The organism is Pseudomonas fluorescens group sp., assembly GCF_020093335.1.
GTDB lineage: Bacteria > Pseudomonadota > Gammaproteobacteria > Pseudomonadales > Pseudomonadaceae > Aquipseudomonas > Aquipseudomonas petroselini.
Window position 1 is genome coordinate 134,783 of sequence record NZ_JAIOKW010000001.1, and the last position, 26,987, is coordinate 161,769.

The window sequence follows — 26,987 nt, forward strand, 5'->3', positions numbered from 1 at the left end:
ACGGTGTGAATCAGAAGTCGTAGGCCAGCTTGGTGTACCAATAGCCGCCGCCTGGGTAGAACGGCGGGTTGCCGTAGGCCGCCAGGCCGAGGTTGCTGTACACGGCGTTTTTGTCGGGACGTACGTCGAAGATGTTGGTACCGCCGATGCTGACGGTGACGCTGTCGACGAAGGTGTAGCTGATGTCCAGGTCGGTGATCCATTTGGCGCCGAAGCTGCGGTCGCCGGTGGGGTTGACGGCCAGGGTCTTGACCGCGCCATAGCGTGCGGTTTGCAGGTTGACGGCCACGTCCTCGACCTTCCAGTTGGCGCCCAGGATCCACTTGGTCTTGGGTGAAGCGTCGGTGAGGTCGCCTTCGCGGTCGCGGCCCACCAGGGTCACGCCGGAACCGGCCAGCGCACTCGGCGTGTCGCGGGTGCCTTCAATGGTGGTCTTGTTCCAGTTGAAGCCCAGGCTCCAGCGCACCTCGCCCCAGGCGTCCAGCGGGGTGGTGTGGTCAGCCACCACATCCAGGCCCTTGGTGCGCGTGTCAAAGGCGTTGGTGTAATAGTTGACCCAGGTGCCGGTGGGCACGCCTTGCGCGGCGAGGATGGCGTTGATCGCGCCATTGCCGCGGTCGTAGATATTGCTGGTCAGGGCGATGCGGTCGTCGATGTCGATCAGGTAGGCATCGGCGGTGATGCTGGTGCGTGGTGCCGGTTGCCAGGTCAGGCCCAGCCCTAAGTTGCGCGACTTCTCCGGCTTGAGGTCATCGCCACCGAGGGCCTTGGCCAGGTTGCTGCCCGACGGCGTCAGGCGGGTCACGGCGGGCACCACATTGCCGTTCACATCCACCGCCACCCGGTTGTCGGCCACGGTGTAGCCGATCTGCGTCAGGGAGGGTGCACGGAAACCAGTGCCCACGGTGCCGCGCACGGCCACGGTGTCGGTCAGTTCGTAGCGCGAATTCACTTTCAGGCCGAAGGTATTGCCGGAGTCATCGTCGTAATGCTCGACGCGACCGGCCACGTCGAGAAACCAACGCTCGGTCAGGTCGAAACCGAGGTCCAGGTAACCCGCGTAGTTGTTGCGGATCAGGCTCACTTCATCTTCCGGGCGAATCGTCACGGCGGCCTGCGCGCCGGAAGCGGCGGGGTAGGTGCCGGTGAGATAAGCCTCGGGGTCGCCGGCGAACGTACTGAAATGCTCCCAGCGATGCTCCAGGCCCGCCGACACCTGCACCGGCGGCGTCAGCTTGAACAGGCTGTCATAGCGGCGGGTGAAGTCCAGGTTGTTGACCCACTGCTCGAAGCGGAAGGTTGCCAGGTTGTCGAACTGGGTCGGTGATGCGGTGCCCAGCGACGGGTTGATGTTCAGGTCGCTGGAATGGTGCACGTTGTTGCGCCCGTAGGTGGTGCTCAGGTCCCAGTTCCAGTCGGCCACCAGGCCCTTGCCGCCGAACAGGAACTGGTAGTCACGGTCCTTGATGTTGTTCAGCGGGAAGTAACCGTCGGGGAACACCTCAGGCACCGCCGCCGTGCCGGTGGGCAGGCGGAAATAGTTGGCGGCTTCGGCGTCACGTTCACCGTAGGTAGAGAACGAGTACAGCGTGAGGTCTTCCAGGGGCAGTTCGGCGTTGTAGGCCAGGTTGAAGGCCTTCAGGTCGGGGTCGCCGTTCTTGATCGCCACCCGGTCCCAGGCTGCTTCCTTGGCCGGGTCATTGAAGGCCCGCACGCTGTTGTCGGCCTTGTCGTTCCAGGAGGCGCTGCCGCGTTTGCGCGCATCGGCCGAAAGGTGGAAGAAGCCGCCATCACCCCACTTGAAACCCTGGTCGCCCGCGACCTTGATGGTTTCGCCCTGGCCGGTATACAGCTGCCCATAACTGGTTTCCAGGTGCCCGCCGTCATGGGTGGACTTGAGGATGATATTGATCACCCCGGCCACCGCGTCCGAACCGTATTGCGCGGCCGCGCTGTCTTTGAGTACCTCGATATGGTCCACCGCGCTGACCGGGATCAGGTCGATGTCCACCGCGTTCGCGCCGCTGTTGTCGATGGAACCGCGTTGGCCGGTGGCACCGTTGTGCCGGCGCTTGCCGTTGACCAGCACCAACGTGTAGGCAGGCCCGAGGCTGCGGTTGCTCAGCGGGCGGGTCACCGAGTTGTAGCCGGCGATGTTGGTGCCGAAGTTGAAGGACGGCAACAGCTTGGCAATCGCCTCGGACAACTCGGCGCGGCCGGTCTTGAGCAACTGGTCGCTGTTGATCACATCGATCGGCGCCGGGCTGTCAGCCACGGTGCGTTCCTGGCCACGCAGGCCGGTGGAGATCACCGTCACAGTGCCGAGCTTGGCGTCCTCGGTAGCGGCCTCGGCGAAAGTGGGCGCGACCGCCAGGAGCAGGGAGCTGGTCAGCAGCGACAAGTGAAAGTTGTTGAGCGTGGCGGGAGAGGCGATGTGTGGCATAGCGAGAAGGATCCCTTAAGCCTGGTAGGCTCCTGATGGTCGGAGGTACGTCCTCCACCAGGTATGGGGTCGGTCTGTGAAGCGAAGATAATCCTATAAAAAAGCTGAGTGAAAGTCTTTTTTGGAATAAGCTAATTATCAGATAATGTTATTTATATTATTTTTAAGATTACCTATTTTTATTATTTTGGTTGGCGTTCAACGGCAGTTGAATCGTTGAATAAGAGGCGCGCGGAGGCTGGTTCACCCAAGACGCCTGCGCCGGACGCCGGGGCTGTGGGTCAGAACGCCGTGGCAATTGCCTGGGCCAACTGCATGTCAGACATGAGCGGCGTGTTGTAGGTGGAACGATAAAATCGTGATGCTTGTTCAAACCGTGCCCCACGGATCTCACCGCCTGAACCGATAAACGCCAGCGCATCACTCTTGGACGATGTGAACTGCTCTGGAATGGCGGAGGTCAGGGCTGTGGCCCCTGAGACAAGCAAAAAGGGCGCGACCGACGTGAGCATCAGCGCGCCTTGAACCGGGTTGTTGTTTTCGGCCGCTACGACCGGAGTGCCGAGCAATGCCAGGCTGGCGATTGCGATAACCTTGAATGAATCCATTCTGCAGCGCTTCCATGCGTTTTGGGTGGGCGTGACTTTAACAGAGTAGCGGGAGGCTCTTCGAGCCGAAAACCTGTTGCTTTGCCTTTATTCGCGTATCTAGATCACTGATCTACCAAGCTTTTTCAGCTGTCCCGTGGTGCAAGAAAGCTGCCCTGCGAACTTGCGTCGAAGCGGCTGGATCTATATATTCCCAACCCTGCAACACGCGCTACCGCCCGAATGGCGAAACTGGTAGACGCATGGGACTTAAAATCCCCCGCTCGTAAGGGCGTCCCGGTTCGATTCCGGGTTCGGGCACCATCTAAAATCAAGGGTTTGCGGGCGAAAGCTGATGCAAGCCCTTGTTTGTTTCCGCTCCGCAATAAAACAACGGGTCCGCAATTCACTTCGTTGGTGAGACTTTCTTGCCTTTGCGGTTGCGGATGTACTGCTCGGTCATCACGACAGTGGTATGCCCAGAGAAAGCCCTGTGATCCGTTTCCAGACTGTCCGGTAGTAGTGATAACGTCTGCGCTGCAATCCCTGGAGACGGCCAGATGAATCATCAAAGACCCGCTAGCGCCACAGCAACCAATGCTGGCGGGCTAAGTACTGCCCACCCGCCTATTTGGTATTACGGCCCCGAAATACCAATTATCGGAAGCAATGGTATGGGTGTTTTTGGCTTCTCTCTTGCGCTGCTTCTGCTTTTACCGGGCTACGGGCTTGCGACGTTCCTTTTCACAGGGCCGGACGTCATTCAGGGTGTGCAGGCTAACCAGGGTGAGAGCCTCACAGCGTCATCTTTCATTCTGATAATGCTGGCCAGTGCAGTGTTCATTGGTGCGTTCTTTGCGTGGGTTGTCTCTGAGCCTCAAGTGCAGGCCTTCACGTTCGACGAAAACCAGCAGCTGTTGACCCTCACCCTAACTCGTCGTTGTCGAAGCCCCGTTGAAGTACACGTACCGTTTAGCGAAATCATCTCCATCCGCCCTTATGTGATGACATCGTCTGCTCATGATGGACATTTTCGCGTCGTGTATCGCGGAGCGAAGGGCAAGGTTTTTGAGCATCGTCTAGGTGACGGTACTTCTCTCGAAAATATTGAGTTTCATGGTGCGTGGTTGCGTGGAATGTTAGGAGGGCGAATGGGCGAGCTGCTAGATCTCGACAAATGAAAGCAGCGTAAGCCAGTCTTGATCCGCACTACGGGTCCCAAAGTAGGGCGAAAGGAATTATGAAAGCCTCGCCTTGTGCGGGGGCGTTTTCGTTTTCTGCCGTTCGTCCAGTGCTCGGCACTCGCTGTGACCTGCCGACTCCCATGTTTAAGCGCGGATATCCCGAGCGTTAGAACGGAGAGCCAGCATGGAAATCAATGAAAATGCACCAGGGAATATTTCCCAGCAGGATGTAACTCGCGGCACTGACAACGAGACAGGGCACGACCCGAAGCGCGATGAGGACGGTATCCCGTTGCCGCCAGACGATGACGCGCCGCTCGAAGAGGACATGTCGGATGTAGACGCCGCTGATTCAGTAGCAAGCGAGCATCCTGACAACTGAGTAAAATCAGCCTGCAAACCCGGCCTTTGAGTCGGGTTTTTTATTGCCCATGGAAAGGGCGATTCAGCAAAAGGAATGTGCAGATGTTGAAAGAATTCAGATGCGGTAACCCACCCTGAATCTTGAGCTGATCAACGCCATCGCCTGCGGCCTTATCGCGTTTTGGGCGACCTTGTGCGTACTGAGCGGGAAGGTGAGGGACGGGGTAAAGGTCTGGCTGTGCCGGACGTTGCACTGCGTGCACTGCCTGCACTGTGACAAGGCGCCTGGTGGCGTCGAGCGCCGGGTCAAGTGATCCACGCCACGGTTTAGAATGTGCAAAATCGTACTGCTGGTTTTTTACGGTGTATGAGTGGGACTAGATGACGCGGCATAGCAAGCGCGCAAAGTCTGTTGATATTGGTCCATCATTTCTTTAAGGGAGCCAACCCTCTCGGGGTAGTACTTCATTGCCGAGCTGATATCGGACCTTATATCGTCGACATCCGATTTGATGGGCGTGCACCGATCGTTTTCCAACTGACGCACTCTCTCCTCTGAAGCTGCGAGCGTCGCGGCCTGTTTGTTGTAGGCCCCTATCCATTGGTTGAGTGAAGTATTTAGGCTGTCGTTTGCCTTTCTGAAGTCTTCGACTCGCTCCCTTACGTTTGTTAGGTCGCTGTCCTGACGACCGTAGTGGGCGGCTGCTCCAGCTATCGTTGTAGCGACCCCCAACGCGAATGACCAAAACGCGATTGTTAGTTTGGGGCGGAGAGGGCCAGCGTGTTGCGTTTCACTCATGTGGACTTCCTTGTGATTTGACAACTATCAATATCGGGAACCATTCACCAACTCAAGGCGGGGTAGCACATCGATGACGACCATTGCCTACGACAGCTTGCCGGCCGACCTCAGAATGAAGCCGCGATTGCCTGGGCCAGCTGCTGGTCAGTCATCAACGGTGGCGTGTAAGTCGTGCGATAAAAGCGCACCGCCTGCTCAAACTCTGCACCACGAATCTCGCTGTCCGAACCGATGAATGCCAGAGCATCGGTCTTGGCGGACTTGAAAATCTTTGGGGGCTCGGTTGTGAGCGATGTGGTTGCTCCAATTAAGATGGTTGGGAAGGAAATTGTGATAAATATTCCTGCCGCGACAGGGTTGACGTTGTCACCTGACACGGCCTGAGTGTTGACCGATGCCAGTAGGGCTAACGCCAGAATCTTCCATGAGTCCATTCTTCGTTGATTCCATTTGCTGTCGATTGGGGCGATACCTTAGCAGAGTGAGTTCCCGCACGGGGAGGAGGAGCTAGGGTAAGCGGATGGCGAACACACCTACCTTTTTGCCAACCAGCGGGCCAACCGCATGAAAGTGCTAGTGCATGACGGCGCGGCGAATAAAAATCAGTTGGGCGAGTGAAATCGATCAATTGCTGCCGCATAAGTGATCGCCGGTTTAATGACGCGAGGCGTGATGGCTGGGCATATAAAAGGGAATGCCGATGCCAAACGAATTACAAGATGGGAGCCCGCAGCAATGAGCTTTGACATTATTATTTTGAAGCCTACAGACCTCAGTGAAAGCGATCTGTCCAACGTCGAGGACGTGCTAGACATTGGATGCCCTGAGGCCGTAATCACATTTCTGGAGTTGGTGTTCCCTGGATGTGCCCGAGGTACATTTTCGGATGGTGAACGCTACTCGCTCGAGTCTGCTCAGAATGGAGACCCGGTGACCTCCATACACCTGACTCTCAGATACGGCCGAGCCTGGTCTGAGGCAATCAATGCTGAGTTCCTGACCCTGCTCTTGAGGCTCTGCCAATTGCTCCAGTCAGTAGCTTTTGCGGTCTCCGATAACTCAAGGATCACACCTCCCTGCTAAAGACGGCCCATCTTGCTCGCCATAGAGCGGCTCACCTAGCCAATTGGTGCGTGTACTTGATCACATGGTCAGCAAACAACGCTTCATAAAAAGCAGTGGGAATGCCGAGGATACTTATCTCGATGCAATCGGGCAGAAGCTCTTCGGCGTAAGCCAGAATGGCGAGTCAAATCAAGGGTTTGCGGACGAAATCTGATGCAGGCCCTTGTTTGTTTCCGGTCTGCAATTTCAAATATTGCTCCGTAACTCACTTAGTTGGTGTGACCTTTTTGCCTATTCGTTTGCGGATGGAGTTCTCGGTCATCACCACATTGGTGTGCTGGAGTTGATCCCTCGCTTGTAGGGTGCAAAAAAGCCCCGGAACATCCAGGGCTTTTTTGCATCGGTGGCTTACACGAAAGGCTGACCACTGAAACCGCGGGGTAAACGCTGCAAACCGGGCAGGTCGGTGAGGCGTTGTGTCCACGCACTGCGCCAATCAACGGCGGTAGGGGTCTTGGCCTTGCGGTTGGCGCGGCGGGCGGCGTTGCGCTGGGTGCGGCGCGCGTCCTTGTAAGCTTCGGTATTGCGGCAGGTACGGCATTTGACTCGGTTCAGCTCGGTGCTGGAAGGGAGGTTGGTGCCGTGGTGGCCACAGGCTAAGTGACCTGCGACCTTGAAGTGAATGACCATGTAAGCGTCTCCTTCTTGGGGGTACGCGCATCGGTAGACCCACAATGCACGCGGGGAGGGCGGGGCGGTAAAAATCCCGGCACCTGGGGTTTCGACCCCATCGGCGAGGCAGCGTTCGGTTTTGTTTGCGGGGCTGTTCAGCCCCAGGGCCGCTGCCGCGGTGAACGTGTGCGTTCCCGCGTTTGATGCTGAATTCAGTCGATCAGCGCCAGTAAGTCCGTAGTGCCCACATCCAACCCTGCTTGGCTCAACAGGGTGGTTGCCTGGCCCCGGTGGTGGGTCTGGTGATTGAAAAAATGCACCAGCAGGCTGAAGAAGTCTTTATCGGCGGCGACACCTCGCATGTTGTTGTAATGCAGGCGATGGTCCAGATCGGGGTCCTGCACCGTGTGAGCCCAGTCGACGATCAGCTGATCCAGCCAGGCGCGATGGGCTGACAGCTCGCGGATATCGGCAAAGGCCAGTTGCGTGAGATCGGCAGGGGCTGTGATCGCACTCAACGGAGCCAATGCCGCGTAGCCTGCGGGATGCTCGGCAAAACGCTTGAGCCAGACCGTGTCGCCCAAGGCCAGATGGTTCAGCGTGCCGAGGATCGAGCCGAAAAACGCCTTGCGGTCCATGAGTAACGCCGCGTCCGACAGCGTGCCGGCCGCGTCATAGAGCTTGCGGTTCATCCACTGGTTATAGCTCGCCATCAACGCGAGGTGCTCAATCCGGTTCACTTGGGTTTTCTCTCACAGGCACGGTGACGCCATGATAGGCCGTGCCCGCCCGGCGGTCATGGTTTTCCGACAGCGGCGGGCTATGGTTGGTAGACGCCAACACTGCGCCCTGGGAGGGTGACACCATGAACACCAGCGACTTACTGGAGCAACTCTTGCGCGCCGGGCAAGGGGGGAGTGCTTCCTCGGGCGGCCTGGGTGGGCTGCTCGGCGGTTTATTGAAGGGTACCAGCACTGGCAATGCTTCGGCCGGTGGTGGTTTGGGTGGTCTGTTGGGCGGCCTGGGCGGTCTGTTGGGAGGTGCCACTGGCGCGCGTCCGGCTCAAGGACGCTCTGGCGGGATGAACTATGCAGCGCTGGCTTCCCTGGGCATGGCGGCATTCCAGGCCTACCAAGCCTGGCAGCGCCAGCAAGCTAATGCCCCGCAGCAAGCCTTGCAGACTGTGGACCAGCTTGACGGCGCCGAAGCTGAGGCCCATAGCCATGCGGTGTTGCGTGCCTTGATTGCTGCCGCCAAAGCCGACGGCCGCATTGATGAAAAAGAGCAGCAACTGATTTCCAGTGAACTGGGCCGGCATACCGACGACCCGCAATTGAAGCAGTGGCTTGACGCTGAGGTTGCCAAGCCTCTGGACGCGTCGGACTTCGCCGAATTCGCCAGCGACCCGGCTGTTGCGGCAGAGGTTTACCTGGCCAGTGTGATGATGGTGGATGATCAGCAGGACGCCGAACGCAACTACCTGGACGACCTGGCGGGGCAACTGCAGATTGACCCGCAATTACAGCTGCACTTGGAACAACAGGCCAAGGCCTGAGGGAAAACGGAATTCCAGGCTAAAGCAAATCCCCTGTGGGAGCTGTCGAGCTTTAGCGAGGCTGCGATAGCGGAGTGTCAGGCGCAAAAAATGCCGGCAGTACCGCCGCCTTCGCAGCCTCGCCGGGGCTCGACAGCTCCCACAGTTGATCTTCGTCGTGGCTCAAATTGCGCTCGCCACTACGACCGAAATCCCACTTACACAGCCGATCCCTTGTGGGAGTTGTCGAGCTTTAGCGAGGCTGCGATGGCGGAGTGTCAGGCGCAAAAAAATGCCGGCAGTACCGCCGCCATCGCAGCCTCGCTGGGGCTCGACAGCTCCCACACTTGATCTTCATCGTGGTTCAAATTGTGCTCGCCACTACGACCGAAATCCCACTTACACAGCCGATCCCTTGTGGGAGTTGTCGAGCTTTAGCGAGGCTGCGATAGCGGTGTGTCAGCCGCTGAAGATGCCCGCAGTGCCGCCGCCTTCGCAGCCTCGCCGGGGCTCGACAGCTCCCACAGTTGATCTTCATCGTGGTTCAAATTGTGCTCGCCGTTACGACCGAAATCCCACTTACACAGCCGATCCCTTGTGGGAGTTGTCGAGCTTTAGCGAGGCTGCGATAGCGGTGTGTCAGACGCTGAAGATGCCCGCAGTGCCGCCGCCTTCGCAGCCTCGCTGGGGCTCGACAGCTCCCACAGTTGATCTTCGTCTTCGATGAAAAACGGTGTCTGTAGGCGCCACCGAAGTCCAGGTGGCCGCTAGAAACGCAGCGTGGCGCCGGTGGTCAGCCATTGCGCACGCTCGCCGATCAGGCTGCGCCCGACCACCAAGTCGATGTCGACATATTCGCGCAAATGGAACCTCGGCCCGGCCTGCCAGGCCTGATCACCGCCTTCCTGGCCGTAACGCTCGGCGATCAGCGTCAGCAAGGGCGCTGCCTGGTACTCAAAACCCGTGCCCCAGGTCGGGCGGTGTTGCTGATCACCGTCGTTGTAGGCATGGGACCAACCGGCATTCAGGTTAAGTCGCAGTGCCTCCAGCGGCTGCCACGTCAACGGGATGTTGAAGTCGGCGCCATCAAACCCGTGCCGGCGATCCAGCGCAAAGTGCGCGCCGGCTGCCACGGCCATTTGCAGCCCCAGGTCATCCCGTGACCACACCTGTGCCTTGAGCTGCGGGCTCACCTGGGTTTCGCGCGTGTCTGTGCTGCTGGCGCGTGACAGCGCCGCGCCCCACTGCACCGACGGCATCGCGGCGAAGGTGCAGGCCGGTGACAGCGTTTCATTATGGGTGCTGCCGTCGTGCCGGTTCGCGGTGGACCAGGCGTCGATGTTGCATTCGCCTGGCGCATTGATTGCGCCGTCGTCGACCCCATAAGCACCACCGGCCGCGTTGGCTTTTGACAGAACGGCAAGCGTCAACAACGTGCCCAGGGTCAGCCCGATAAAGATCAGGTTGCGCTGCAATGCGCGACGCTTGGCCGGCGGCAGTAGCAGTAAGGTGTGGCGTGCGCCTCGGGCCTGACGCGCACGGTATTTGGCAAACCCGTCCTTGCGCAGTGGAAGGTGTTTTTTGTGCATGATGCACCTCGCTTGAATTCAGCTTTCTACGGTCAGCACCGAAATGCCGTTGGCTTTGGCCTGGCAGACCAGCTCGCAGGTGTCGTCCCCGCCTGGCAGGGCGATGACCACGTCAGGGCGGCTGTCGGTCAGCATGAAATGGTTGCGCTGGCGTTCCGCCTGCTTGCCGTGGCGTTGCCAGTTGGGCGGATAGCGCACCACGTCGATGCCCAGTTCCCGCGCCCACTCCTCGACGTCGCTGCCGAGGAATTGGTTGCCGCCGTGGATCAGTACCTGCACCGGGCGCAGGCGGTGGTAAGCGTCCAGCACTTGGCGGGACATTTTGGTGTCGGCGTAATGACGACCTGCACAGATCAAGACGCGCATAAGGTATTTCCTTGTAGTGCGCGGTGGCGGCCGGGCGACCGCCACCGTTTAAACGGCGGGGGCGATCAGTACCACTGCTTGAAGCGGCGGATGTAGATCGTCTTCATCAGTTGCGCCACGCAGCAGTAGCTGACCAGGGTGCCTGCCAGCCATGGGAAGTACGCCAGCGGCAGCGGTTGCAGGCCCACCAGGGTGCCCAGCGGCGAGAACGGCACGTAGATCCCCAGTACGATCACCACGCAGGTCATCATCAACACCGGCCACGCGGCGGTGCTCTGGAAGAACGGGATCTTGCGGGTGCGCAGCATGTGCACCACCAGGGTTTGCGAGAGCAGGCCCTCGATAAACCAGCCGGACTGGAACAGGGTCTGCATTTCCACGCTATTGGCCGCGAACACGTACCACATCAGCGCAAAGGTGGTGATGTCGAAGATCGACGAGGTCGGCCCGATCCAGATCATGAAGCGACCGATGTTTTTCGCATCCCACTTGCGCGGCTTGGCCAGGTATTCCTTGTCCATCTTGTCCCACGGCAGGGCCAGTTGGGAGATGTCGTACATCAGGTTCTGCAGCAGCAGGTGGATCGACAGCATCGGCAGGAACGGAATGAACGCACTGGCCACCAGCACCGAGAACACGTTGCCGAAGTTGGAGCTGGCGGTCATGTTCAGGTACTTCATGATATTGCCGAAGGTTTCGCGGCCCTTGAGCACGCCTTCTTCCAGCACCATCAGGCTCTTTTCCAGCAGGATGATGTCGGCCGATTCCTTGGCAATGTCCGTCCCGCTGTCGACCGAGATACCCACGTCGGCATCGCGCAGCGCTGGCGCATCGTTGATGCCGTCACCGAGGAAGCCCACGGTGTGGCCGTTGGCTTGCAGCGCCTTGAGCACCCGCGACTTCTGCAGCGGCGTGAGCTTGGCGAACACCGTGCGTTCTTCCACGCGGCGCAGCAGGGTGGCGTCGTCCATCGCTTCGATTTCAGCCCCCAGCAGCGGTTGGCCGGGTTCCAGGCCGACCTGGCGGCAGATCTTGCTGGTGACCACGGCGTTGTCGCCGGTCAATACCTTGACCGCCACACCGATCTGTTGCAGTGCCGCAATCGCCGGGCCAGCGGTTTCCTTCGGTGGATCGAGGAAGGTCAGGAAGCCCTGGATCACCAGGTTGCGCTCATCGGCGGTGGTGTATTGCTGGCGTGCCATTGATTTAGGGATGTGACGGCTGGCCACCACCAGCACACGGAAACCGTCTTCGTTGTAGTCGTTGGCAAGCGCCAATAACACTTCACGGCGACGCTCATCCAGCGGCACGGCTTTACCGGCTTCCATCACATGCGTGGAAATGCTCAGCATCTCTTCCACGGCGCCTTTGCACACCAGCAGTTGGTCGTCGGCGGCATCCTTGACCACGATCGACAGGCGACGGCGGACGAAGTCGAAGGGCAATTCATCGACCTTGCTGTACGCGAACGGCACCTGGAACTTCGGGTTCTGCTCGGCAAACTGCACCACCGCCTGGTCCATCAGGTTCTTCATGCCGCTCTGGTGATAGCTGTTGAGCCAGGCCAGGGACAGCACCGCCTCATCTCGCTGGCCGAAAGCGTTGACGTGATGTTCGAGGATGATCTTGTCCTGGGTCAGGGTGCCGGTCTTGTCGGTGCACAGCACGTCCATCGAACCGAAGTTCTGGATCGCGTTGAGGCGCTTGACCACCACTTTGCGCTTGGCCATGGCGGTGGCGCCCTTGGCCAGGTTGGCGCTGACGATCATCGGCAGCATTTCCGGGGTAAGGCCGACCGCAACCGCCAAGGCAAACAGAAAGGCATCGCCCCAGTCGCCCTTGGAGAAACCGTTGAGGAAGAACACGATCGGCACCATTACCAACATGAAACGGATCAGCAACCAGCTGACGCTGTTCACCCCACGGTCGAAGGCGGTTTGCACCCGCGAGCCGACAATCGCCTTGGCCAGGGAGCCAAAGTAGGTGCGCGGCCCGGTCGCGACCACCACGGCTTTGGCGCGGCCGCTGACCACGTTGGTGCCCATGAAGCAGATGTTGGGCAGGTCCAGCAGGTTGCCTTGGTCGGCGGTCACCGGCCCGGCGGATTTCTGCGTGACATCGCCAAGGGTGTCGTACTTCTCCACCGGCAAGGCTTCGCCGGTCAACACGGCCTGGCTGATGAACAGGTCGCGGGATTCGATCAAGCGGATATCGGCCGGGATCATGTCGCCGGCCGACAGTTGCACGATATCGCCAGCCACCAGCTCGCGCATCGGTATTTCGCGCAAGGTCGGTTGGGCGCCCACTTGCTCACGGCGCAGCACGGTAGCCGTGGTGCGCACCATGGCTTTCAGGGCTTCGGCGGATTTGGCCGAGCGGTGTTCCTGCCAGAAGCGCAGCAGGCTGCTGAGCAGCACCATGGTCATGATAATGATGACTTTGGTGGGGTCCGCGTCTTCGCCTTCCTGCATCGGCAGCCAGCAATCGGTGAAGAAGCTGATGCCACCCAGGGTCAGCAGTACGTAGATGAACGGGTTGTTCAGTGCCTGCAGGAACTGGACGATGGCGTGAGGCGGCTTGTCGTGGGCGACTTCGTTGTAGCCTTCCCGTTGCAGGCGGGCGCTTGCATCCAACTCGGTCAAGCCGTCCTGGGTGGCACGCACGTTCGCCAGGGTGGCCGACAGCCCGTTGTGGGCTTCGCGGGCGGCACGCATCGACAGTTTGATGTCAGCGGCGGTGCTGGTTTTTTTGTTCAATGGGACGTTTTTTACGGCGCTCATGGTGTGTGCTCCTGTCGCCAACTTTTCGACAAAACATACCCGGTACTTACCTGAATACAGGCGAGCGAAAGCATGCCGAGTCGCTAACTTCGCGATCGGTTTAAATGAGGTGCTTACATAACTTCTACTGGCGCGTTAGTTAACAGGCGCGCAGCGGACTACAACTGGAATAGTTCATAAAGAACTCCAGGGTTTAATCAGGAAACGGCTGTTTCAGTGGGGTTGAATGGCGCGAGCGCTCAGCAAAAACCCAGGCTGAAAACCTTCGGTCTCTGTGGGTCTTGGGGGGAGGGTGCGACACCGGTCGTGCGCTGCGGGAGAAACACCACGCAGGTAACACAACGCTTGGCGCGCAGGGCTGCGGCCAGTGTAGATGGATCGGGCAAAGCATGGGTTTTGAAGGTCATAACACACCTCGGGACCGGACGGGCGACCGGCGAGGCAGTTACGGTGGAGCATCGAGCTCTAGCGCAGCTTACCGGACCGGGAAGCGAGTCCTGTCATTTTCTGGGTTTGGCGCCCGATGCCCGCTGATGCGGTGCTCGGACAGCGACTAGATACTGTGTCCATTGGCTTCTTTTGTGAGGTTTAAAAAAGGCCCAAGTTGCGGGCACGGGCAATCTACTCAGACGGTTACAAAATGTCAACGCATGATTAATTAAATGATCCGCTGTTCAGAGTTCATTCAGACAAGAGGCGTTCGAAAGTGAGTGTGTATATAACTTCATATACCCAGTGCCGCGAGAACTGACAGATAGATCAGTACTATCCCGCAAGTGCCATAACTGATGCGTTGCCACAACGGTGATGCGTTCTTGCGCAGCAGGTTGACCAGCGCTGCGATCAGAAAACACGACAGCACCGACGCCAGCATGAACCCGGCGAAAAACATCAGTGTCTGCCCGTGGCTCGGCGTGGCACCGACGATGCCCGACAGCGCACTGCCCAGCGCGCCCCAGTAGACAATATTCTTCGGGTTGGCCAGGGAAATCGCCGCGCCCACGGCCAGCGCATTTTGCCGGGTGGTGGTGGGGGCATCGTCTGGTTCTGGCAGTTTCCACGCATCGATCAGGCTACGGACGCCCAGCCAGGCCAGGTACAGCGCGCAGACAACGGTCAACGGCACGCGCACCGCGTCATGCTGGATCAGCAGGGCGATTCCGGTCAGGCCGATCACCGCCCACACTGCGTCGCCGACCAGGGAGCCGAACTGCACCAGCAGCGCTGGGGTGAACCCGTGGAGTAAGCCACGGCGCAAAGTCTCCGCCAGCACCGCGCCGGGCGACAGGCAAAACACAAAACCGAATATCAGTGCGTAGAAAAAGATCGTCAGCATGCCCGCATTCCTTCAAGAGAGGGTGGGCAGTTTGGCGATAAGCAGGGACGCTGTCTTGGACCAGATTGCGCTGTCAGCGCTTCAACACGCTTTGATAGCGACCGGGCGTGATGCCGTAGGCGGCGCGGAAGTGCCGATTGAGATGGCTTTGGTCGGCAAACCCGAGGTCGTGGGCGATGTCGGATACCGCCACGCCTGCCCGCAACAGGCCCTTGGCCCGACGGGTGCGTAACTGCATGGCCCACTGACGGGGGCTCAGCCCGGTTTCTTTCTGGAACGTGCGCAGCAGGTGGAACTTGGTCAACCCCAGTTCATTGCTAAGCTGCTCCAAGGGCAATGTTTGATGCAGGTGTTCGGCGAGCAATGCCTGGGCGCGGCTGATCAGGTGTTTGCCTGGGGCGGCGCTGCCCGCGAGGCGCACGCCACTGAGGCTGACCACCTCACCGAGCAACAGGACCAAGGCGTCTTCGTTCAGTTCGCGGGCCCGCGCCTCATCGCTCAATGCGCTTCGTACGGTCTGCGCCAGTCGCCGGGCGAGGTCCGGCTGAACACACAGCGAGCGATCGAACTCCACGTGTACCAGCCCGAGGTCGGCGGCCAATTGGTCGGCGTTGACGTACAGGCTCACAAACTGCCACGGCGCGCCATTCGCTGCACCCCCGCCCTGGATCTGCCCAGGGTTGTACAAGGTAATCGACCCCGGCCCGGCGTCGAATTCCCGGCGGTCCAGCCAGACCTTTTCCTCGCCGACCAGGTTCACGCCGATCACGCATTCATCATGACTGTGGCGGGCAAAGGTCAGGCCGGTGCAGACGGTGCTGCTGATTTCGTAGGGGCCCAGCCAGGCGTGTTGCACGGCGCTCATCGATTCGACTCGGGCAAGGGCAGGGTGGTCATGGTTCCTCCGGTTACAGCAGTGCAATGCGCGCCAGTTCAGCGTTGCGTTCCGCAGGGCTGAGGCGGTCAAATGGCACGGCAAAAAACGCCCGGCAGCGCGTGGCAATGATCGCCAGGGTGGCGTCGAATGCAGCTTGCACACTCGCCTCATCACCGAGCACATCCGAAGGGTCTGCCAAGCCCCAATGCGCCTTCATGGCGGGCCCGAAGTACACCGGGCAGGCTTCGCCGGCCGCCTTGTCGCACACGGTGATCACCACATCCGGCGGGCTCTCTGCAAAGGCCTCGTTACCCTTGCTGTAGAGGCCCTCGGTGCTGATGCCCGCGGCCTGTAGCGTACTCAGGCTGCGCGGCAGGACCTGGCCCTTGGGAAAGCTGCCGGAGCTGATCGCCTCAAAACCCGGCGGCGCCAGGTGGTTGAATACTGCTTCGGACAAGATGCTGCGGCAACTGTTGGCGGTGCACATGAACAGGACTTTCATTGCGGTATCTCCGTCAGACACTCAGGCGCACGGCGAGGGCGGCAAGGGTGATCAACAACACCGGCAACGTCAGTACGATGCCGACCTTGAAGTAGTAGCCCCAGGTGATGGTGATGCCCTTGCGCGCAAGAATATGCAGCCACAGCAACGTGGCCAGGCTGCCGATCGGGGTGATTTTCGGGCCCAGGTCGCTGCCGATGACGTTGGCGTAGATCATCGCGTCCTTGACCACGCCCACGGCATGGCTGGACTCGATGGACAGCGCGCCGATCAACACCGTCGGCAAGTTGTTCATCGCCGAGGATAACAGCGCCGTCAGCACCCCTGTGCCCATGGCTGCGCCCCACACGCCGTAAGTGGCGAAGGTGTCGAGCCAGGTCGCCAGGTAGGTGGTGAGGCCGGCGTTACGCAAGCCGTACACCACCAGGTACATCCCGAGCGAAAAGATTACGATCTGCCACGGTGCTTCCTTCAGCACTTTGCGTGTGGAGATCTTGTGGCCCTTGGCGGCGATCACCAGCAGGAGCACGGCGCAGACGGCGGAAATCGCGCTGATGGGAATGCCCAGCGGCTCCAGGGCGAAGCAACCGACCAGCAGGATGCCCAGCACCCACCAGCCGGCGCGGAAGGTGGCGCGGTCGTGGACGGCGCTGGCGGGGTCTTCGAGGTCGGCTGGGTCGTAGGTCTGGGGGATATCGCGACGGAAGAACCACAGCAACACCGCCAGCGTAGCTGCGACGCTGACAAAGTTGACCGGCACCATCACCGCCGCGTATTCGTTGAAGCCGATCTTGAAATAGTCCGCCGAGACGATATTGACCAGGTTCGACACCACCAGCGGCAGGCTTGCGGTGTCGGCGATAAAGCCTGCGCCCATGACGAATGCCAGGGTCGCTGCCGGGGAGAAGCGCAGGGCCAACAGCATCGACATCACGATCGGCGTAAGGATCAGCGCCGCGCCGTCATTGGCGAACAGGGCCGACACCAGCGCGCCGAGCAACACCATATAAGCAAACAGGCGACGGCCGCGGCCACGGCCCCAGCGCGCGACGTGCAAGGCGGTCCAGGCAAAGAAGCCGGCCTCGTCCAGCAGCAGGCTGATGATGATCAACGCGACAAAGGTCCCGGTGGCATTCCAGATGATGTGCCACACCACCGGGATGTCGGCCAGGCTGATCACGCCAGAGGCCAGGGCCAGGATGGCGCCCATTGTTGCACTCCAGCCGACGCCCAAGCCCTTGGGCTGCCAGATGACCAGTACGATGGTGAAGATGAAAATGCCAATTGCGACAAGCATGGGTTAACGCTCCGATGGCTCAGCAGGTGCTGCTGGCGCGCTGTGGTAGGTGGTGCAGAGCATGGATCAGTTCGCGGACGCAAAGTTCGCATGCCAGAGGGTTCGATAGCGGCATGGCTGAAGTATCGGTCAAATGCTGTATCAATTGATATGGATCAAATCCCTTGAAATCCGCCACAAGTGTTTGAAATTAAAATGAAACATGAATGTCCTAAAGTGCCTCCCCATTGCTGATGAAGGAAGACCCCGCGTGACCCGTGCCACTCGCAACCTGCGCAAGACCCTGGATTCCGTCGCGGATAATAACGAAACCGCGGCGTTCGACTTGATGCGCGCGGTCGAAAAACTCGGCGATGAAGTGCTGCGCCAGCGCCTGCTCAATACCATTCACCGGCTCAACCAGGACGCCCACGAATTGCGCGAAGCACGCGACTCAGTGGAGCAAGTGTCTGTCAGGCTCGCCTGAGCAAGATCGTTCAAGACAAGTCCCTTGTTGCGCTGGCATGCTTGTCGACTGTCTGTCGATGAGCCGTTTCCATGCCTACCGCCTTACCTCATTACGCCTTCGCTCGCGGCGCAATCGCCGTGATTCCGCTGTCCCTGGCCTGTGCGCCGTGGGGGCTGCTCGCCGGTTCCATGGCCATTGATGCGCAGTTCAGCCCATTGGAAGCCCAGGGCTTGTCCGCCATCGTGTTTGCCGGCGCTGCGCAACTGGTCGCTATCGGCATGGTCAAGAGCGGCGCCAGCCTGATTTCCATTGTGCTGACCACCTTGCTGCTCACCTCCCAGCATTTGCTCTACGGCATGCACTTGCGCCCGATCCTGTCGCCCCTCAACACCCGCTGGCGCATGAGCCTGGGCTTTCTGCTCACCGATGAATTCTTCGCCCTGGTCAGCCACTACGACCGCGAGACGTTCAATCGCTGGTACGCCCTGGGCGTGGGCCTGACGTTTTATATCGCCTGGAACCTGTTCACCCTGGCCGGCATCGTGCTCGGTAAAAGCATTCCCGGCCTCGATCAACTGGGCCTGGAGTTTTCCATCGCTGCGACGTTTATCGCGTTGATTACGCCGGTGGTGCGTGACATCCCCACGGTGGTCTGCGTGGCGGTGTCGCTGCTGTTTTCGGTGTGGCTGAGTTTCCTGCAGTGGGAGTCGGCGGTGGTGGTGTCCGGCGTGCTGGGCATGAGCGCAGGGTATGCCTGCAAGCGACTGGGAGTGGGGCAGCGATGATCTACATCATGATTGTGGCGATGGGCCTGGTGGTCTTCCTCAACCGTTACCTGTTTATCGAACCGCGCCTGCCGGTGCGGCTCAACCGCGGTGCGCGGGAGTTTCTCGGGTTTGCGGTGCCGGGCATGCTCACGGCGATTTGCGGACCGATCATCTTTCTCGCCGACCACCAGCTTAACCTGAGCCCGGCCAACCCTTATTTGCTGGCGGGTATCAGCGCGGTGGCGTTGATGTTCTGGACGCGTAACGTGCTGATGACCGTGCTGCTGAGCATGACGTTGTTCTACCTGTTCCGCTGGTTGCTCTGACAACCACCCAGCAAAAAAAAGCCCGCGGGAGAGCGGGCAGAAGGGATACTTCTAAAAATGAGCGTGGCCACTATAGGCCGCGTTTTCCGTCTTTACAGTGAAACAAAGTTCATGCATCCGGCAGTCCGGCGCGCGGCAATGGTACAGTCGCGTTTTTTCCAACGGAGCAATGGCATGCACAAGGTGGTAATTGGCGCACTGGTACTGGCGGCCCTGGCCGGTTGCGCGGGTTCGAAGATGAAAGAGGCGCGTGCAGGCACGCCCTACAAGACCCTGGCTTCGGACAAGGCCACCCTGGTAGTTGCCGAATGCGTCCAGTTCGGCTGGCAGGACGAAAGCGTCTTCGGCGTTGACGCCGGCGGCTTCAAGGAGCCGATCGGCGCGGGCGGTTTTACCGTCTACACCACCGCGGGTGATTACTTCGCCGACGTGCAAAGCGCGGGTACCGGTTCGACCATCAACTACTACGCCGCACAAGACAACATGCCGGCCAAGCGTCGTTTGGCCGCACTCGCGACCTGCCTGTAGGCGAATGCCTTAGTCGTTTTAGGAAATGCCTGGCACGACAGCCGCGAGGCATTAGCTTATGATTCACCGGCTCGCCCGACATGATGGCTCTTTACCAGTACACGGACGTCGAGGCCTAAACGTCGGGCGAGCATCTTCTTTTTTCAGCGCGGCATGTAACCCAGGTGCCAACGGCGCGGGATTTTCAGCGAGATCAGCCCCAGCAACCCCGCCAGTACGCCGCTGACCAGCAGCGCCTTCAGGCCCAGCTGCTGCTCCAACAGCGCGCCAATGACTGCCCCCACGAACATCCCGCCCCACGGGATCAACTGCACACGCCAGCCACTGCGGCGCTCCCCCAGCAGCCAGCGTCCCAGCCCGCGACCAAAGCGGGAAAGCGCGCCGGTGACGTAAGTCAGCCCTACCGGCAGCCCGTTGACCTCTTCCACAGCGGCATTGAGCATGCCCATCGCGACGATCGCCGCCAGCAGCGCGGGCAACGTATCGGCGAACGGCAGGAATGCCGCACCGCATAACAGGGCGGCAATACACAACAGCAAGGGCAACGCATGGCGGCGGCTCAGCCGGCTGACCACTACCCCCAAGGCGTTGCCGACGATAAATGTCGCAACCAGCAACAACAGGCGCCCGGTGAGGCCAAGCTCTCCCGCGCTGATTGCCACCGCCAGGCGCGTGGTATTGCCGCTCATGAACGAAACAAAGTCGCCGCTTGCCATGAAACCGATGGCATCGGTCATGCCTGCCAGTACCGACAGGCTGGCCACCAGCATCAGCCCGACCCGACCACGCCAGCGCTGTCGATGGGCAAGTGCAGCGTTGGCGTAGGGCTTGCGGGGCGAAGGCAGCATAGGACCGGGTTCCTCGGTGAGATTATACGGCCACTACCGTAGGACGCTTTCAGCGCGTATGCAATGACCTCAAAAACACTGCAGGGACCAACCCGTGCGATGCCAGTCGAGGTAATGCGTCGGCCTGATCGTTTGCACAAACGCCGGGTCATGGGACACCACAATGATTGCCCCGGTAAACCCCTGCAGCGCCTGCTCAACCGCCGTCACCGATTCCAGGTCCAGGTGGTTGGTCGGCTCGTCCAGCAACAGCAGCTGCGCGGGCTCCTCGCGCCACAGGGCAATGGCCATGGCTGCCTTTAATCGTTCGCCACCACTGAGCTGCCCGACCGGCTGGGTCACCCGCAAGGCATCCAGTTGCAGCAAAGCCAGGCGCGTGCGCAATGGGGCTTCGGCCAGTGGCGTGTCGAGCAGGTTGAGCTGTTCAACGATGGAGCGTTGATCGTCCAGCAGTGCGAGGTGTTGATCAATGTAGGCAGTGGGCACCGTCACCCGGCACTCCCCGCTCACCGCCCGCCATGCTCCCGCCAATACCTTGAGCAGTGTGGACTTGCCACAGCCGTTGGGCCCACGCACCGCGACGCGCACCGGGCCGGCGAGTTGGACGTTGAGGCGGCTCGACGGCAGCCAAGGCAATTCTAGGTCTATCAGGGACACCACCTGGCGACCGCCGGGCACTGCGGAAGCGGGCAACGCCAACAGCGTCGGCGTTTCCTCCATGACCCGTTCGTAGGCCTCGCGCACCTGGGCATCCAGGTCATGTTTGCGCTGCTCGTGCGCGCTGCGCAGGGTGTGGACGATTTCCGTGGCGGCGCCTTTCCAGCGTGCCTGGGTGAATCGGTCGACGTTGGCGGTCTCGGCGTGTTTGCGTGAGCGAGCGGCATTGCGCTGCAGGCTGTCATGATCTTTTTGCAGGCGCCGACGTTCGCGGCTGCGCGCCAGGCGGGCGTGTTCCAGTGCGCAGACGGCGGCCTGTTGTTCGGCATTGCGCTGGTGCCGATAGGCATCGTAGTTGCCGCCATACACGTGGACGCCGAGGGGCGACAGTTCAACGATGCGTGCCATGGTGTTGAGCAATTGTCGATCATGACTGACCACCACCAGGCCGCCGCGCCACTCACTGAGCTGGCGCAGCAGCCATGCACGGCCATCGCTGTCGAGGTGGTTGGTGGGCTCGTCGAGCACCAGCAGGTGTGGCGCAGCCAATAGCGCGCCGATAACCGCAATCCGTGCCAACTGACCGCCGCTGAGTGTATCGGCCGGGGTGTCGACACCAAGCGCTTCCAGGCCCGCGGCATCCAGGGCGTTGCGCAAGCGTTCGGCCAGGTCCCAACGGTCGTCGATCAACTCAAGATCATCGACCTGCGCCGTGCCTTGGGCCATGCGCCCAAGGGCTGACAAGATCGCGGTGGTGCCGGTGAGGTCGGCAATGCTCGCGCCTGGCGCAACCACGGGGTTCTGCGCCACATAAACCACAGTAGCCGTACCATTGCGGGTGCCGGAGGAGGGCGACAGCAGCCCGGCGATCACGTGGGCCAGGACGCTCTTACCGCATCCGTTGCGCCCCACAATGCCGGTGGGGGTGTGATCGATGGACAGGCTCAGGTCGTCCAGCAAGGTCTCGCCATTGGCGAACTGGACACTCAGGTGTTGCAGGGAAACAAGCGCGGGCAGCCGGTTGACGTCAGTCATCAGCACCTCCAAAAAAATGTCGGACAGGCCAACAAGCGCGCCAGGCGGCTTGTTGCAGATACATTTTGGAAGGCTTAGTGGTTCACGTCGGCGATCGTCCTGCGAATCAGAAGGGAGGCAAAGCCTAACCCGCCTTGGCTTTTTTCGGCAAGTCCGCCGCCAGTTGTTCAAGGAACATCGCCAAGGCGACCTCTTCGGCCTTGAGCCCTTTGCGCAGTCGCGGCTTAGGCAGCTTGGAGAGTTCGCCCAGGCTGAAATGCTCCAGTACGGCGGGGTGGATGTAGCACTTGCGGCACACCGCCGGGGTGTTGCCCAACTGCTTGGCGACGTCCTTGACCATCGCCACGACGTGTCGCTTGGCATCGGACTCAGGCTGCCACTCCAATTCCCGCAACACCGCTAGCGCCATGGCCGTGCCGGCCCAGGTGCGGTAGTCCTTGGCGGTGAAGTCCGCACCGGTGAGGCTGTGCAGGTATTCATTCACGTCCTGGGAGCTGACAGTGTGCCGCTCGCCGTCTTCGTCCAGGTACTGGAACAGGTTCTGCCCCGGCAATTCCAGGCAGCGCTTGACCACCGTGGCCAGGCGCCGATCCTTGACGCTGATCTGATGCTCCACGCCACTCTTGCCGCGAAACTGGAACTGGATCTCGCTGCCTTTCACATCCACGTGGCGGGTGCGCAGGGTGGTCAGCCCGTAGGATTTGTTGTCCCGCGCATATTGGGTATTGCCGACGCGGATCAGCGTAGCGTCCAACAGCATCACCACGGTGGCCAAGACTTTTTCGCGAGTGAAACCGGGCTCGGCGATTTTCGCTTCCAATTGTTTGCGTAATGTCGGCAGGGCGTTGCCGAATTCCTGCAGCCGAGCGTACTTGTCGCTGTCGCGCACTTCACGCCAACGCGCGTGATAGCGGTACTGCTTACGCCCACGTGCATCGCGGCCGGTGGCTTGCAGGTGGCCGCGCGGGTCGGCGCAGATCCACACATCGGTGTAGGCCGGTGGGACCGCCAGGGCGTTGAGGCGCTTGATCTCATCGGCGTCGGTGATGCGTACGCCCTTGGGGTCGAAATACTGGAACTTGCCGCGCACCGTCTTGCGACGGATGCCAGGCTGGGTGTCGTCAACGTAATGCAGGTCGCGGGGCAGCGCAGAGTCGGACATGGGACGGGTTCCTTGGCAACAAATCAGGCCGGTATGTCTGATTGACCGCAGCCGTATGCGGTCGTGCCAAAAGGTTGTTTACGCCAGCACGGCGACCGCCTTGATCTGCGCCCACAGCGTCTGGCCGGGGTGCAATTGCAGTTGGTCGCGGGAGAAGCGCGTGATGCGCGCCAGCAAAGGCGTGCCCCCCGCGTCCAGGCGCACCAGCACGTGCGCGCTGTTGTCCGCCGAGATCTCCTGAATGACCGTCACCGGCAAGCGGTTGAGGATGCTGCTGTGTTCCTCGGCCTGCAGGCTCAGGCTGACATCACGCGCCTGCACCTTGATGCGCAGCGCTTTGCCCACGGCCAGCGGTGCATGGGCCACACGCATGTGCAGGGCGCTGGCGGGCAGCTGCAGGGTGAGCAACTGGTAGTGATCGTCGTAGGCGTTGACCGTGCCGTTGATCACCACACCTGCGTCGTCGCCCAACGCCAGGGGCAGGTCCAGCCGCGCCAGGGTTTCGCCGATGGGGCCGCTGGCCAAGGCCTTGCCGTCGCTGAGCAACACGATGTGATCGGCCAGGCGCGCCACCTCATCCTGAGCATGGCTGACGTACAGTACCGGGATATCCAGCTCATCGTGCAGGCGTTCGAGGTACGGCAGGATCTCGCCTTTGCGCTGGCTGTCGAGGGCGGCCAGCGGCTCGTCCATCAACAGCAGGCTTGGGCTGGTGAGCAACGCGCGGGCGATGCCGATGCGTTGGCGTTCACCGCCGGAGAGGTGCTGGGGATGGCGGTCAAGCAGGTGACCGATGCCCAGCAACTCGGTGGCCTGGGCCATGTCCACACGGCGCTGCTGTCGAGGAATGCGCTTGAGGCCGAACGCCAAGTTGTCCCGCACCGACAGATGCGCAAACAGGCTGGCCTCCTGAAACACGTAACCCAGCGCGCGTTTATGCGGAGGTACAAACCGCCCGTTGTGGCTGTCTTGCCAGACTTCATCGTTGATCTGGATAAAACCGTCTTCGGCGCGCTCCAGCCCGGCGATACAGCGCAGGCACGTGGTCTTGCCGGAGCCGGAATGCCCATACAACGCGGTCACCCCGCGGCCGGGCAGGTGCAGGTCGACGTCGAGGGCAAAGCCCGAATACTGGAGGTGCAGGCGTACATCAATCATCGACATCAGCTCCAGCCCATCTTGGTTTTACGGCTGGAATAGAGCGCCAGCAACACCAGGAACGCGAACACCACCATGGCACCGGCCAGCCAATGGGCCTGGGCATATTCCATGGCTTCCACGTGGTCGTAGATCTGTACGGACACCACCCGGGTCTTGTCCGGGATATTGCCGCCGATCATCAGCACCACGCCGAATTCACCGACGGTGTGCGCGAAACCGAGGATCGAAGCGGTGATGAAACCTGGGCGCGCCAGGGGCAGGATCACGCTAAAAAACGTATCCCAGGGATTGGCGCGCAAGGTCGCCGCCACTTCCAGCGGGCGCGTGCCGATGGCGGAGAAGGCGTTTTGCAACGGCTGCACCACAAACGGCATGGAATAGATCACCGAGCCGATGACCAGCCCGGCGAAGCTGAAGGTTAGCGTGCCCAGGCCCAGCCACTGGGTGAACTGGCCGAAATAGCCACTGGGGCCCATGGTCAACAGCAGGTAGAAGCCGATCACCGTCGGCGGCAACACCAACGGCAAGGCGACGACGGCGCCGATGGGGCCGCGCCACCAGGAGCGGGTGCGCGACAGCCACAGGGCAATCGGAGTGCCGATGACCAGCAGGATCACGGTGGTCAGTGACGCCAGCTTGATGGTCAGCCAGATAGCGGAAAAATCGGCACTCGATAACGGCATTTACTTGGCCAGCTCGTAACCGTAGGACTTGATGACGGCAGCGGCTTTAGGCCCCTTGAGGTACTCAACCAGTGCCTTGGCAGCCGCGCTGTCCTTGCCCTTGTTGAGGATCACTGCGTCCTGTTTGATCGGGTCATGCATCGCGGCTGGAACAATCCAGGCCGAACCGCTGGTGACTTTGCCGTCTTTGTAGATCTGCGACAAGGCGACAAAACCCAGCTCGGCGTTGCCGGTGGACACGAACTGATAGGCCTGGGTGATGTTCTGGCCTTCGACGAGCTTGTCTTTGACCTTCTCGGTCAGACCTTCCTTGGCCAACACCTGGGTGGCGGCGAGGCCGTAGGGTGCGGCTTTGGGGTTGGCGATGGAGAGGTGCCGGAATTCGTTTTTCTTCAGCACGTCACCTTTGGCGTCCACGTAGCCTTCTTTGGCCGACCACAGCGCGAGGGTGCCGACGGCGTAGGTGAAGCGTGAGCCCTTGACAGTGTCGCCTTCGGTTTCGAGTTTTTGCGGCGTGGTGTCGTCGGCGCTCAGGAACACTTCGAAGGGCGCGCCGTTCTTGATCTGGGTGTAGAACTGGCCGGTGGCACCGTAGGCGGCGACCAACTTGTGGCCGGTGTCTTTCTCGAAGTCGGCGGCAATCGCCTGGATCGGTGCGGTGAAGTTGGCGGCCACGGCCACCTGGACTTCATCGGCCTGCGCCGAACCGAAGGCGAGGGCAGCGACCAGGACGGCCAAGCGTGAGGCGTGAATCTTCATGAAGCAGCTCCTTTGAATCTGTACGGCTTGTTATAGGGAGAAGGCCTTACCGCTATGTATGGGAATATATAGCGGTTGGCCATTGCCGGTACAGTGCAAAGTTGCCACAGGTGAAGGTTCTAGTTGAGCTTGGCCAACGCCTGCTCCGCCAGTTCGCGGGTCAGCTCATACGTGGTGATGTCTTTGCCCAGGCGCAGGGCCTGGCCGGACCACAGGTTACTGAAGCCGGCCTCATCCTTGGCCTTGAGCGGTATCAGCGCACCGCCGGAGGTCGGGAAGGCCGGCGCGGCCGGGTTGATCGCACCGAGCTCACGCATGACCCGGTTGACGATGCCGCGTGCGGGGCGACCGGTGAACAGGTTGGTCAGCGCGGTTTCGCTGGCCTGGGCGTGGCGCAGTGCGTGATGGTGGGACGCGGTGACATTGGCTTCGGGGGTAAACAGGTACGCCGTACCAATCTGCACCGCCGAGGCGCCCAGGGCGAATGCCGCGACAATCCCACGTGCATCACCGATGCCGCCGGCGGCAATCACCGGCACGCTGACGGCGTCGACCACTTGCGGCACCAGGGCGAACAAGCCGATCTGGGTGTTGAGGTCATCGCTGAGAAACAAGCCACGATGCCCACCCGCTTCACTGCCCATGGCGATGATTGCATCGCAGCCGTGCTGTTCCAGCCAGAGGGCTTCTTCTACGGTGGTGGCCGAGGACAGCACTTTCGCACCCGTGGCTTTTACTCGGTCCAACAGGGAATTTTCCGGTAGGCCAAAGTGGAAACTGACCACCTCCGGGCGAAACTCTTCAACCACTTGGCAAGCCGCCTCGTTGAACGGTTCGCGGTTGGAGACCGGGGTTGGCGCGTCATAGTCGGCACCCAATTCGCGGTAGTAGGGCTCCAGCAACGCCTTCCAGCGTTGATCGCGCGCTGCATCGGGCGCAGGTGGTTGGTGGCAGAAGAAATTGACGTTGATCGGCCGTGCGCCGGCCTGGCGGATAGTGCTCAGCGCGTCGCGCAGTTGCTCGATGCTCAGCGCGGCCGCCGGTAATGAACCCAGCGCACCCGCAGCGTTGGCGGCGATGACCATGGCCGTGGTGGTGCCGACGGCCATGGGGGCCTGGATGATCGGCACGTCGATGCCCAGCAGGTCGAGAATTCGGGTGTCTGGCCAGGTGCTCATGGGATGCGTCTCCAGCGTCAGTGAGGCTTTTCGCTGTT

General features: G+C 60.7%; 27 protein-coding genes, 1 tRNA gene and 1 pseudogene. 9 read left to right on the forward strand and 20 right to left on the reverse strand.

Annotation, left to right across the window (positions count from 1 at the left end; translation table 11 throughout):
* Window positions 1–10: 10 nt before the first annotated feature.
* On the reverse strand, window positions 11–2,443 hold the full coding sequence (locus K7431_RS00755; RefSeq protein WP_012724129.1) for a TonB-dependent receptor plug domain-containing protein: 2,433 nt from the start codon (window positions 2,441–2,443) through the stop codon (window positions 11–13).
* A 281-nt stretch (window positions 2,444–2,724) separates the two neighbouring features.
* Window positions 2,725–3,051: a DUF2388 domain-containing protein gene (locus tag K7431_RS00760; RefSeq protein ID WP_012724130.1), complete on the reverse strand. Its 327-nt coding sequence runs from the start codon at window positions 3,049–3,051 to the stop codon at window positions 2,725–2,727.
* 216 nt (window positions 3,052–3,267) lie between these two features.
* Between K7431_RS00760 and K7431_RS00765 the strand changes: the two genes are divergently transcribed.
* A tRNA-Leu gene (locus K7431_RS00765) sits at window positions 3,268–3,354 on the forward strand.
* Between the two features lie 82 nt (window positions 3,355–3,436).
* Here the strand turns inward: K7431_RS00765 and K7431_RS30970 are convergent.
* Window positions 3,437–3,511: pseudogene (locus K7431_RS30970) on the reverse strand (tyrosine-type recombinase/integrase); the annotation flags it as partial.
* A gap of 79 nt (window positions 3,512–3,590) precedes the next feature.
* Between K7431_RS30970 and K7431_RS00770 the strand changes: the two are divergent.
* The 3 genes from K7431_RS00770 to K7431_RS00780 all read left to right on the forward strand — a co-directional run bounded on the left by K7431_RS00770 (window position 3,591) and on the right by K7431_RS00780 (window position 4,891).
* Window positions 3,591–4,211 carry a hypothetical protein gene (locus K7431_RS00770; protein ID WP_012724131.1) on the forward strand — a complete coding sequence of 207 codons (621 nt, stop codon included), beginning with the start codon at window positions 3,591–3,593 and terminating at the stop codon, window positions 4,209–4,211.
* Between the two features lie 187 nt (window positions 4,212–4,398).
* Window positions 4,399–4,596, forward strand: a complete 198-nt coding sequence (locus K7431_RS00775; RefSeq protein WP_043205324.1) for a hypothetical protein — start codon at window positions 4,399–4,401, stop codon at window positions 4,594–4,596.
* 115 nt (window positions 4,597–4,711) lie between these two features.
* Window positions 4,712–4,891 carry a hypothetical protein gene (locus tag K7431_RS00780; protein WP_080567189.1) on the forward strand — a complete coding sequence of 60 codons (180 nt, stop codon included), beginning with the start codon at window positions 4,712–4,714 and terminating at the stop codon, window positions 4,889–4,891.
* 595 nt (window positions 4,892–5,486) lie between these two features.
* On the opposite strand, the gene K7431_RS00785 is transcribed toward K7431_RS00780, so the two are convergent.
* The 3 genes from K7431_RS00785 to K7431_RS00795 form a co-directional block, all read right to left on the reverse strand.
* Window positions 5,487–5,813, reverse strand: a complete 327-nt coding sequence (locus tag K7431_RS00785; protein WP_012724133.1) for a DUF2388 domain-containing protein — start codon at window positions 5,811–5,813, stop codon at window positions 5,487–5,489.
* 1,039 nt (window positions 5,814–6,852) lie between these two features.
* Window positions 6,853–7,134 carry a hypothetical protein gene (locus K7431_RS00790; protein ID WP_043205329.1) on the reverse strand — a complete coding sequence of 94 codons (282 nt, stop codon included), beginning with the start codon at window positions 7,132–7,134 and terminating at the stop codon, window positions 6,853–6,855.
* Between the two features lie 194 nt (window positions 7,135–7,328).
* Window positions 7,329–7,856 (reverse strand): DinB family protein, encoded by a 528-nt coding sequence (locus K7431_RS00795; RefSeq protein ID WP_012724136.1) that lies wholly within the window; start codon window positions 7,854–7,856, stop codon window positions 7,329–7,331.
* 125 nt (window positions 7,857–7,981) lie between these two features.
* On the opposite strand from K7431_RS00795, the gene K7431_RS00800 reads away from it, so the two are divergent.
* Window positions 7,982–8,671, forward strand: coding sequence for a tellurite resistance TerB family protein (locus K7431_RS00800; protein WP_012724137.1), 690 nt, complete (start codon window positions 7,982–7,984; stop codon window positions 8,669–8,671).
* A 746-nt stretch (window positions 8,672–9,417) separates the two neighbouring features.
* Here K7431_RS00800 and K7431_RS00805 read toward each other — a convergent pair.
* The 7 genes from K7431_RS00805 to K7431_RS00835 form a co-directional block, all read right to left on the reverse strand.
* Entirely contained in the window at window positions 9,418–10,239 is an 822-nt protein-coding gene (locus tag K7431_RS00805) for a hypothetical protein (RefSeq protein ID WP_012724138.1), read from the reverse strand.
* Window positions 10,240–10,257: 18 nt separating this feature from the next.
* Complete coding sequence (locus tag K7431_RS00810; protein ID WP_043205330.1) at window positions 10,258–10,605, reverse strand: DUF2493 domain-containing protein; 348 nt, start codon at window positions 10,603–10,605, stop codon at window positions 10,258–10,260.
* 65 nt (window positions 10,606–10,670) lie between these two features.
* On the reverse strand, window positions 10,671–13,385 hold the full coding sequence (gene mgtA / locus K7431_RS00815; protein ID WP_043205331.1) for a magnesium-translocating P-type ATPase: 2,715 nt from the start codon (window positions 13,383–13,385) through the stop codon (window positions 10,671–10,673).
* Window positions 13,386–14,109: 724 nt separating this feature from the next.
* Entirely contained in the window at window positions 14,110–14,721 is a 612-nt protein-coding gene (locus K7431_RS00820; RefSeq protein WP_012724141.1) for a LysE family transporter, read from the reverse strand.
* Between the two features lie 73 nt (window positions 14,722–14,794).
* Window positions 14,795–15,586: an AraC family transcriptional regulator gene (locus K7431_RS00825; RefSeq protein WP_012724142.1), complete on the reverse strand. Its 792-nt coding sequence runs from the start codon at window positions 15,584–15,586 to the stop codon at window positions 14,795–14,797.
* A gap of 43 nt (window positions 15,587–15,629) precedes the next feature.
* On the reverse strand, window positions 15,630–16,100 hold the full coding sequence (locus tag K7431_RS00830) for an arsenate reductase ArsC (protein WP_012724143.1): 471 nt from the start codon (window positions 16,098–16,100) through the stop codon (window positions 15,630–15,632).
* A 13-nt stretch (window positions 16,101–16,113) separates the two neighbouring features.
* Window positions 16,114–17,397 (reverse strand): arsenic transporter, encoded by a 1,284-nt coding sequence (locus K7431_RS00835; RefSeq protein WP_012724144.1) that lies wholly within the window; start codon window positions 17,395–17,397, stop codon window positions 16,114–16,116.
* 250 nt (window positions 17,398–17,647) lie between these two features.
* On the opposite strand from K7431_RS00835, the gene K7431_RS00840 reads away from it, so the two are divergent.
* The 4 genes from K7431_RS00840 (at window position 17,648) to K7431_RS00855 (ending at window position 19,466) form a co-directional block, all read left to right on the forward strand.
* Window positions 17,648–17,863: a hypothetical protein gene (locus K7431_RS00840; RefSeq protein WP_043205333.1), complete on the forward strand. Its 216-nt coding sequence runs from the start codon at window positions 17,648–17,650 to the stop codon at window positions 17,861–17,863.
* A gap of 71 nt (window positions 17,864–17,934) precedes the next feature.
* Complete coding sequence (locus tag K7431_RS00845; protein ID WP_012724146.1) at window positions 17,935–18,630, forward strand: AzlC family ABC transporter permease; 696 nt, start codon at window positions 17,935–17,937, stop codon at window positions 18,628–18,630.
* Window positions 18,627–18,938 (forward strand): AzlD domain-containing protein, encoded by a 312-nt coding sequence (locus K7431_RS00850; protein ID WP_012724147.1) that lies wholly within the window; start codon window positions 18,627–18,629, stop codon window positions 18,936–18,938. The genes K7431_RS00845 and K7431_RS00850 overlap by 4 nt, the downstream gene beginning before the upstream one ends.
* 174 nt (window positions 18,939–19,112) lie before the next feature.
* On the forward strand, window positions 19,113–19,466 hold the full coding sequence (locus K7431_RS00855; RefSeq protein ID WP_043205334.1) for a hypothetical protein: 354 nt from the start codon (window positions 19,113–19,115) through the stop codon (window positions 19,464–19,466).
* 143 nt (window positions 19,467–19,609) lie between these two features.
* On the opposite strand, the gene K7431_RS00860 is transcribed toward K7431_RS00855, so the two are convergent.
* The 7 genes from K7431_RS00860 to K7431_RS00890 all read right to left on the reverse strand — a co-directional run bounded on the left by K7431_RS00860 (window position 19,610) and on the right by K7431_RS00890 (window position 26,949).
* Window positions 19,610–20,314: a YoaK family protein gene (locus K7431_RS00860; protein WP_012724149.1), complete on the reverse strand. Its 705-nt coding sequence runs from the start codon at window positions 20,312–20,314 to the stop codon at window positions 19,610–19,612.
* 69 nt (window positions 20,315–20,383) lie between these two features.
* Window positions 20,384–22,006: an ABC-F family ATP-binding cassette domain-containing protein gene (locus K7431_RS00865; protein ID WP_012724150.1), complete on the reverse strand. Its 1,623-nt coding sequence runs from the start codon at window positions 22,004–22,006 to the stop codon at window positions 20,384–20,386.
* A gap of 124 nt (window positions 22,007–22,130) precedes the next feature.
* Complete coding sequence (locus K7431_RS00870; protein WP_012724151.1) at window positions 22,131–23,168, reverse strand: DNA topoisomerase IB; 1,038 nt, start codon at window positions 23,166–23,168, stop codon at window positions 22,131–22,133.
* Between the two features lie 78 nt (window positions 23,169–23,246).
* Entirely contained in the window at window positions 23,247–24,326 is a 1,080-nt protein-coding gene (modC, locus tag K7431_RS00875; protein WP_043206245.1) for a molybdenum ABC transporter ATP-binding protein, read from the reverse strand.
* 5 nt (window positions 24,327–24,331) lie between these two features.
* Window positions 24,332–25,012, reverse strand: a complete 681-nt coding sequence (gene modB, locus K7431_RS00880) for a molybdate ABC transporter permease subunit (protein WP_012724153.1) — start codon at window positions 25,010–25,012, stop codon at window positions 24,332–24,334.
* Complete coding sequence (gene modA, locus K7431_RS00885) at window positions 25,013–25,771, reverse strand: molybdate ABC transporter substrate-binding protein (protein WP_012724154.1); 759 nt, start codon at window positions 25,769–25,771, stop codon at window positions 25,013–25,015.
* Between the two features lie 119 nt (window positions 25,772–25,890).
* Window positions 25,891–26,949 carry an NAD(P)H-dependent flavin oxidoreductase gene (locus K7431_RS00890; protein ID WP_012724155.1) on the reverse strand — a complete coding sequence of 353 codons (1,059 nt, stop codon included), beginning with the start codon at window positions 26,947–26,949 and terminating at the stop codon, window positions 25,891–25,893.
* Window positions 26,950–26,987 lie beyond the last annotated feature (38 nt).

What these genes read in the sequence shown, in the direction of transcription:
- K7431_RS00755 (WP_012724129.1), bottom strand. Translation starts at nt 2,443, where the DNA reads ATGCCACACATCGCCTCTCCCGCCACGCTCAACAACTTTCACTTGTCG.
- K7431_RS00760 (WP_012724130.1), bottom strand. Translation starts at nt 3,051, where the DNA reads ATGGATTCATTCAAGGTTATCGCAATCGCCAGCCTGGCATTGCTCGGC.
- K7431_RS00770 (WP_012724131.1), top strand. Translation starts at nt 3,591, where the DNA reads ATGAATCATCAAAGACCCGCTAGCGCCACAGCAACCAATGCTGGCGGG.
- K7431_RS00775 (WP_043205324.1), top strand. Translation starts at nt 4,399, where the DNA reads ATGGAAATCAATGAAAATGCACCAGGGAATATTTCCCAGCAGGATGTA.
- K7431_RS00785 (WP_012724133.1), bottom strand. Translation starts at nt 5,813, where the DNA reads ATGGACTCATGGAAGATTCTGGCGTTAGCCCTACTGGCATCGGTCAAC.
- K7431_RS00790 (WP_043205329.1), bottom strand. Translation starts at nt 7,134, where the DNA reads ATGGTCATTCACTTCAAGGTCGCAGGTCACTTAGCCTGTGGCCACCAC.
- K7431_RS00800 (WP_012724137.1), top strand. Translation starts at nt 7,982, where the DNA reads ATGAACACCAGCGACTTACTGGAGCAACTCTTGCGCGCCGGGCAAGGG.
- K7431_RS00805 (WP_012724138.1), bottom strand. Translation starts at nt 10,239, where the DNA reads ATGCACAAAAAACACCTTCCACTGCGCAAGGACGGGTTTGCCAAATAC.
- K7431_RS00810 (WP_043205330.1), bottom strand. Translation starts at nt 10,605, where the DNA reads ATGCGCGTCTTGATCTGTGCAGGTCGTCATTACGCCGACACCAAAATG.
- mgtA (WP_043205331.1), bottom strand. Translation starts at nt 13,385, where the DNA reads ATGAGCGCCGTAAAAAACGTCCCATTGAACAAAAAAACCAGCACCGCC.
- K7431_RS00820 (WP_012724141.1), bottom strand. Translation starts at nt 14,721, where the DNA reads ATGCTGACGATCTTTTTCTACGCACTGATATTCGGTTTTGTGTTTTGC.
- K7431_RS00825 (WP_012724142.1), bottom strand. Translation starts at nt 15,586, where the DNA reads ATGAGCGCCGTGCAACACGCCTGGCTGGGCCCCTACGAAATCAGCAGC.
- K7431_RS00830 (WP_012724143.1), bottom strand. Translation starts at nt 16,100, where the DNA reads ATGAAAGTCCTGTTCATGTGCACCGCCAACAGTTGCCGCAGCATCTTG.
- K7431_RS00835 (WP_012724144.1), bottom strand. Translation starts at nt 17,397, where the DNA reads ATGCTTGTCGCAATTGGCATTTTCATCTTCACCATCGTACTGGTCATC.
- K7431_RS00845 (WP_012724146.1), top strand. Translation starts at nt 17,935, where the DNA reads ATGCCTACCGCCTTACCTCATTACGCCTTCGCTCGCGGCGCAATCGCC.
- K7431_RS00850 (WP_012724147.1), top strand. Translation starts at nt 18,627, where the DNA reads ATGATCTACATCATGATTGTGGCGATGGGCCTGGTGGTCTTCCTCAAC.
- K7431_RS00855 (WP_043205334.1), top strand. Translation starts at nt 19,113, where the DNA reads ATGCACAAGGTGGTAATTGGCGCACTGGTACTGGCGGCCCTGGCCGGT.
- K7431_RS00860 (WP_012724149.1), bottom strand. Translation starts at nt 20,314, where the DNA reads ATGCTGCCTTCGCCCCGCAAGCCCTACGCCAACGCTGCACTTGCCCAT.
- K7431_RS00865 (WP_012724150.1), bottom strand. Translation starts at nt 22,006, where the DNA reads ATGACTGACGTCAACCGGCTGCCCGCGCTTGTTTCCCTGCAACACCTG.
- K7431_RS00870 (WP_012724151.1), bottom strand. Translation starts at nt 23,168, where the DNA reads ATGTCCGACTCTGCGCTGCCCCGCGACCTGCATTACGTTGACGACACC.
- modC (WP_043206245.1), bottom strand. Translation starts at nt 24,326, where the DNA reads ATGATTGATGTACGCCTGCACCTCCAGTATTCGGGCTTTGCCCTCGAC.
- modB (WP_012724153.1), bottom strand. Translation starts at nt 25,012, where the DNA reads ATGCCGTTATCGAGTGCCGATTTTTCCGCTATCTGGCTGACCATCAAG.
- modA (WP_012724154.1), bottom strand. Translation starts at nt 25,771, where the DNA reads ATGAAGATTCACGCCTCACGCTTGGCCGTCCTGGTCGCTGCCCTCGCC.
- K7431_RS00890 (WP_012724155.1), bottom strand. Translation starts at nt 26,949, where the DNA reads ATGAGCACCTGGCCAGACACCCGAATTCTCGACCTGCTGGGCATCGAC.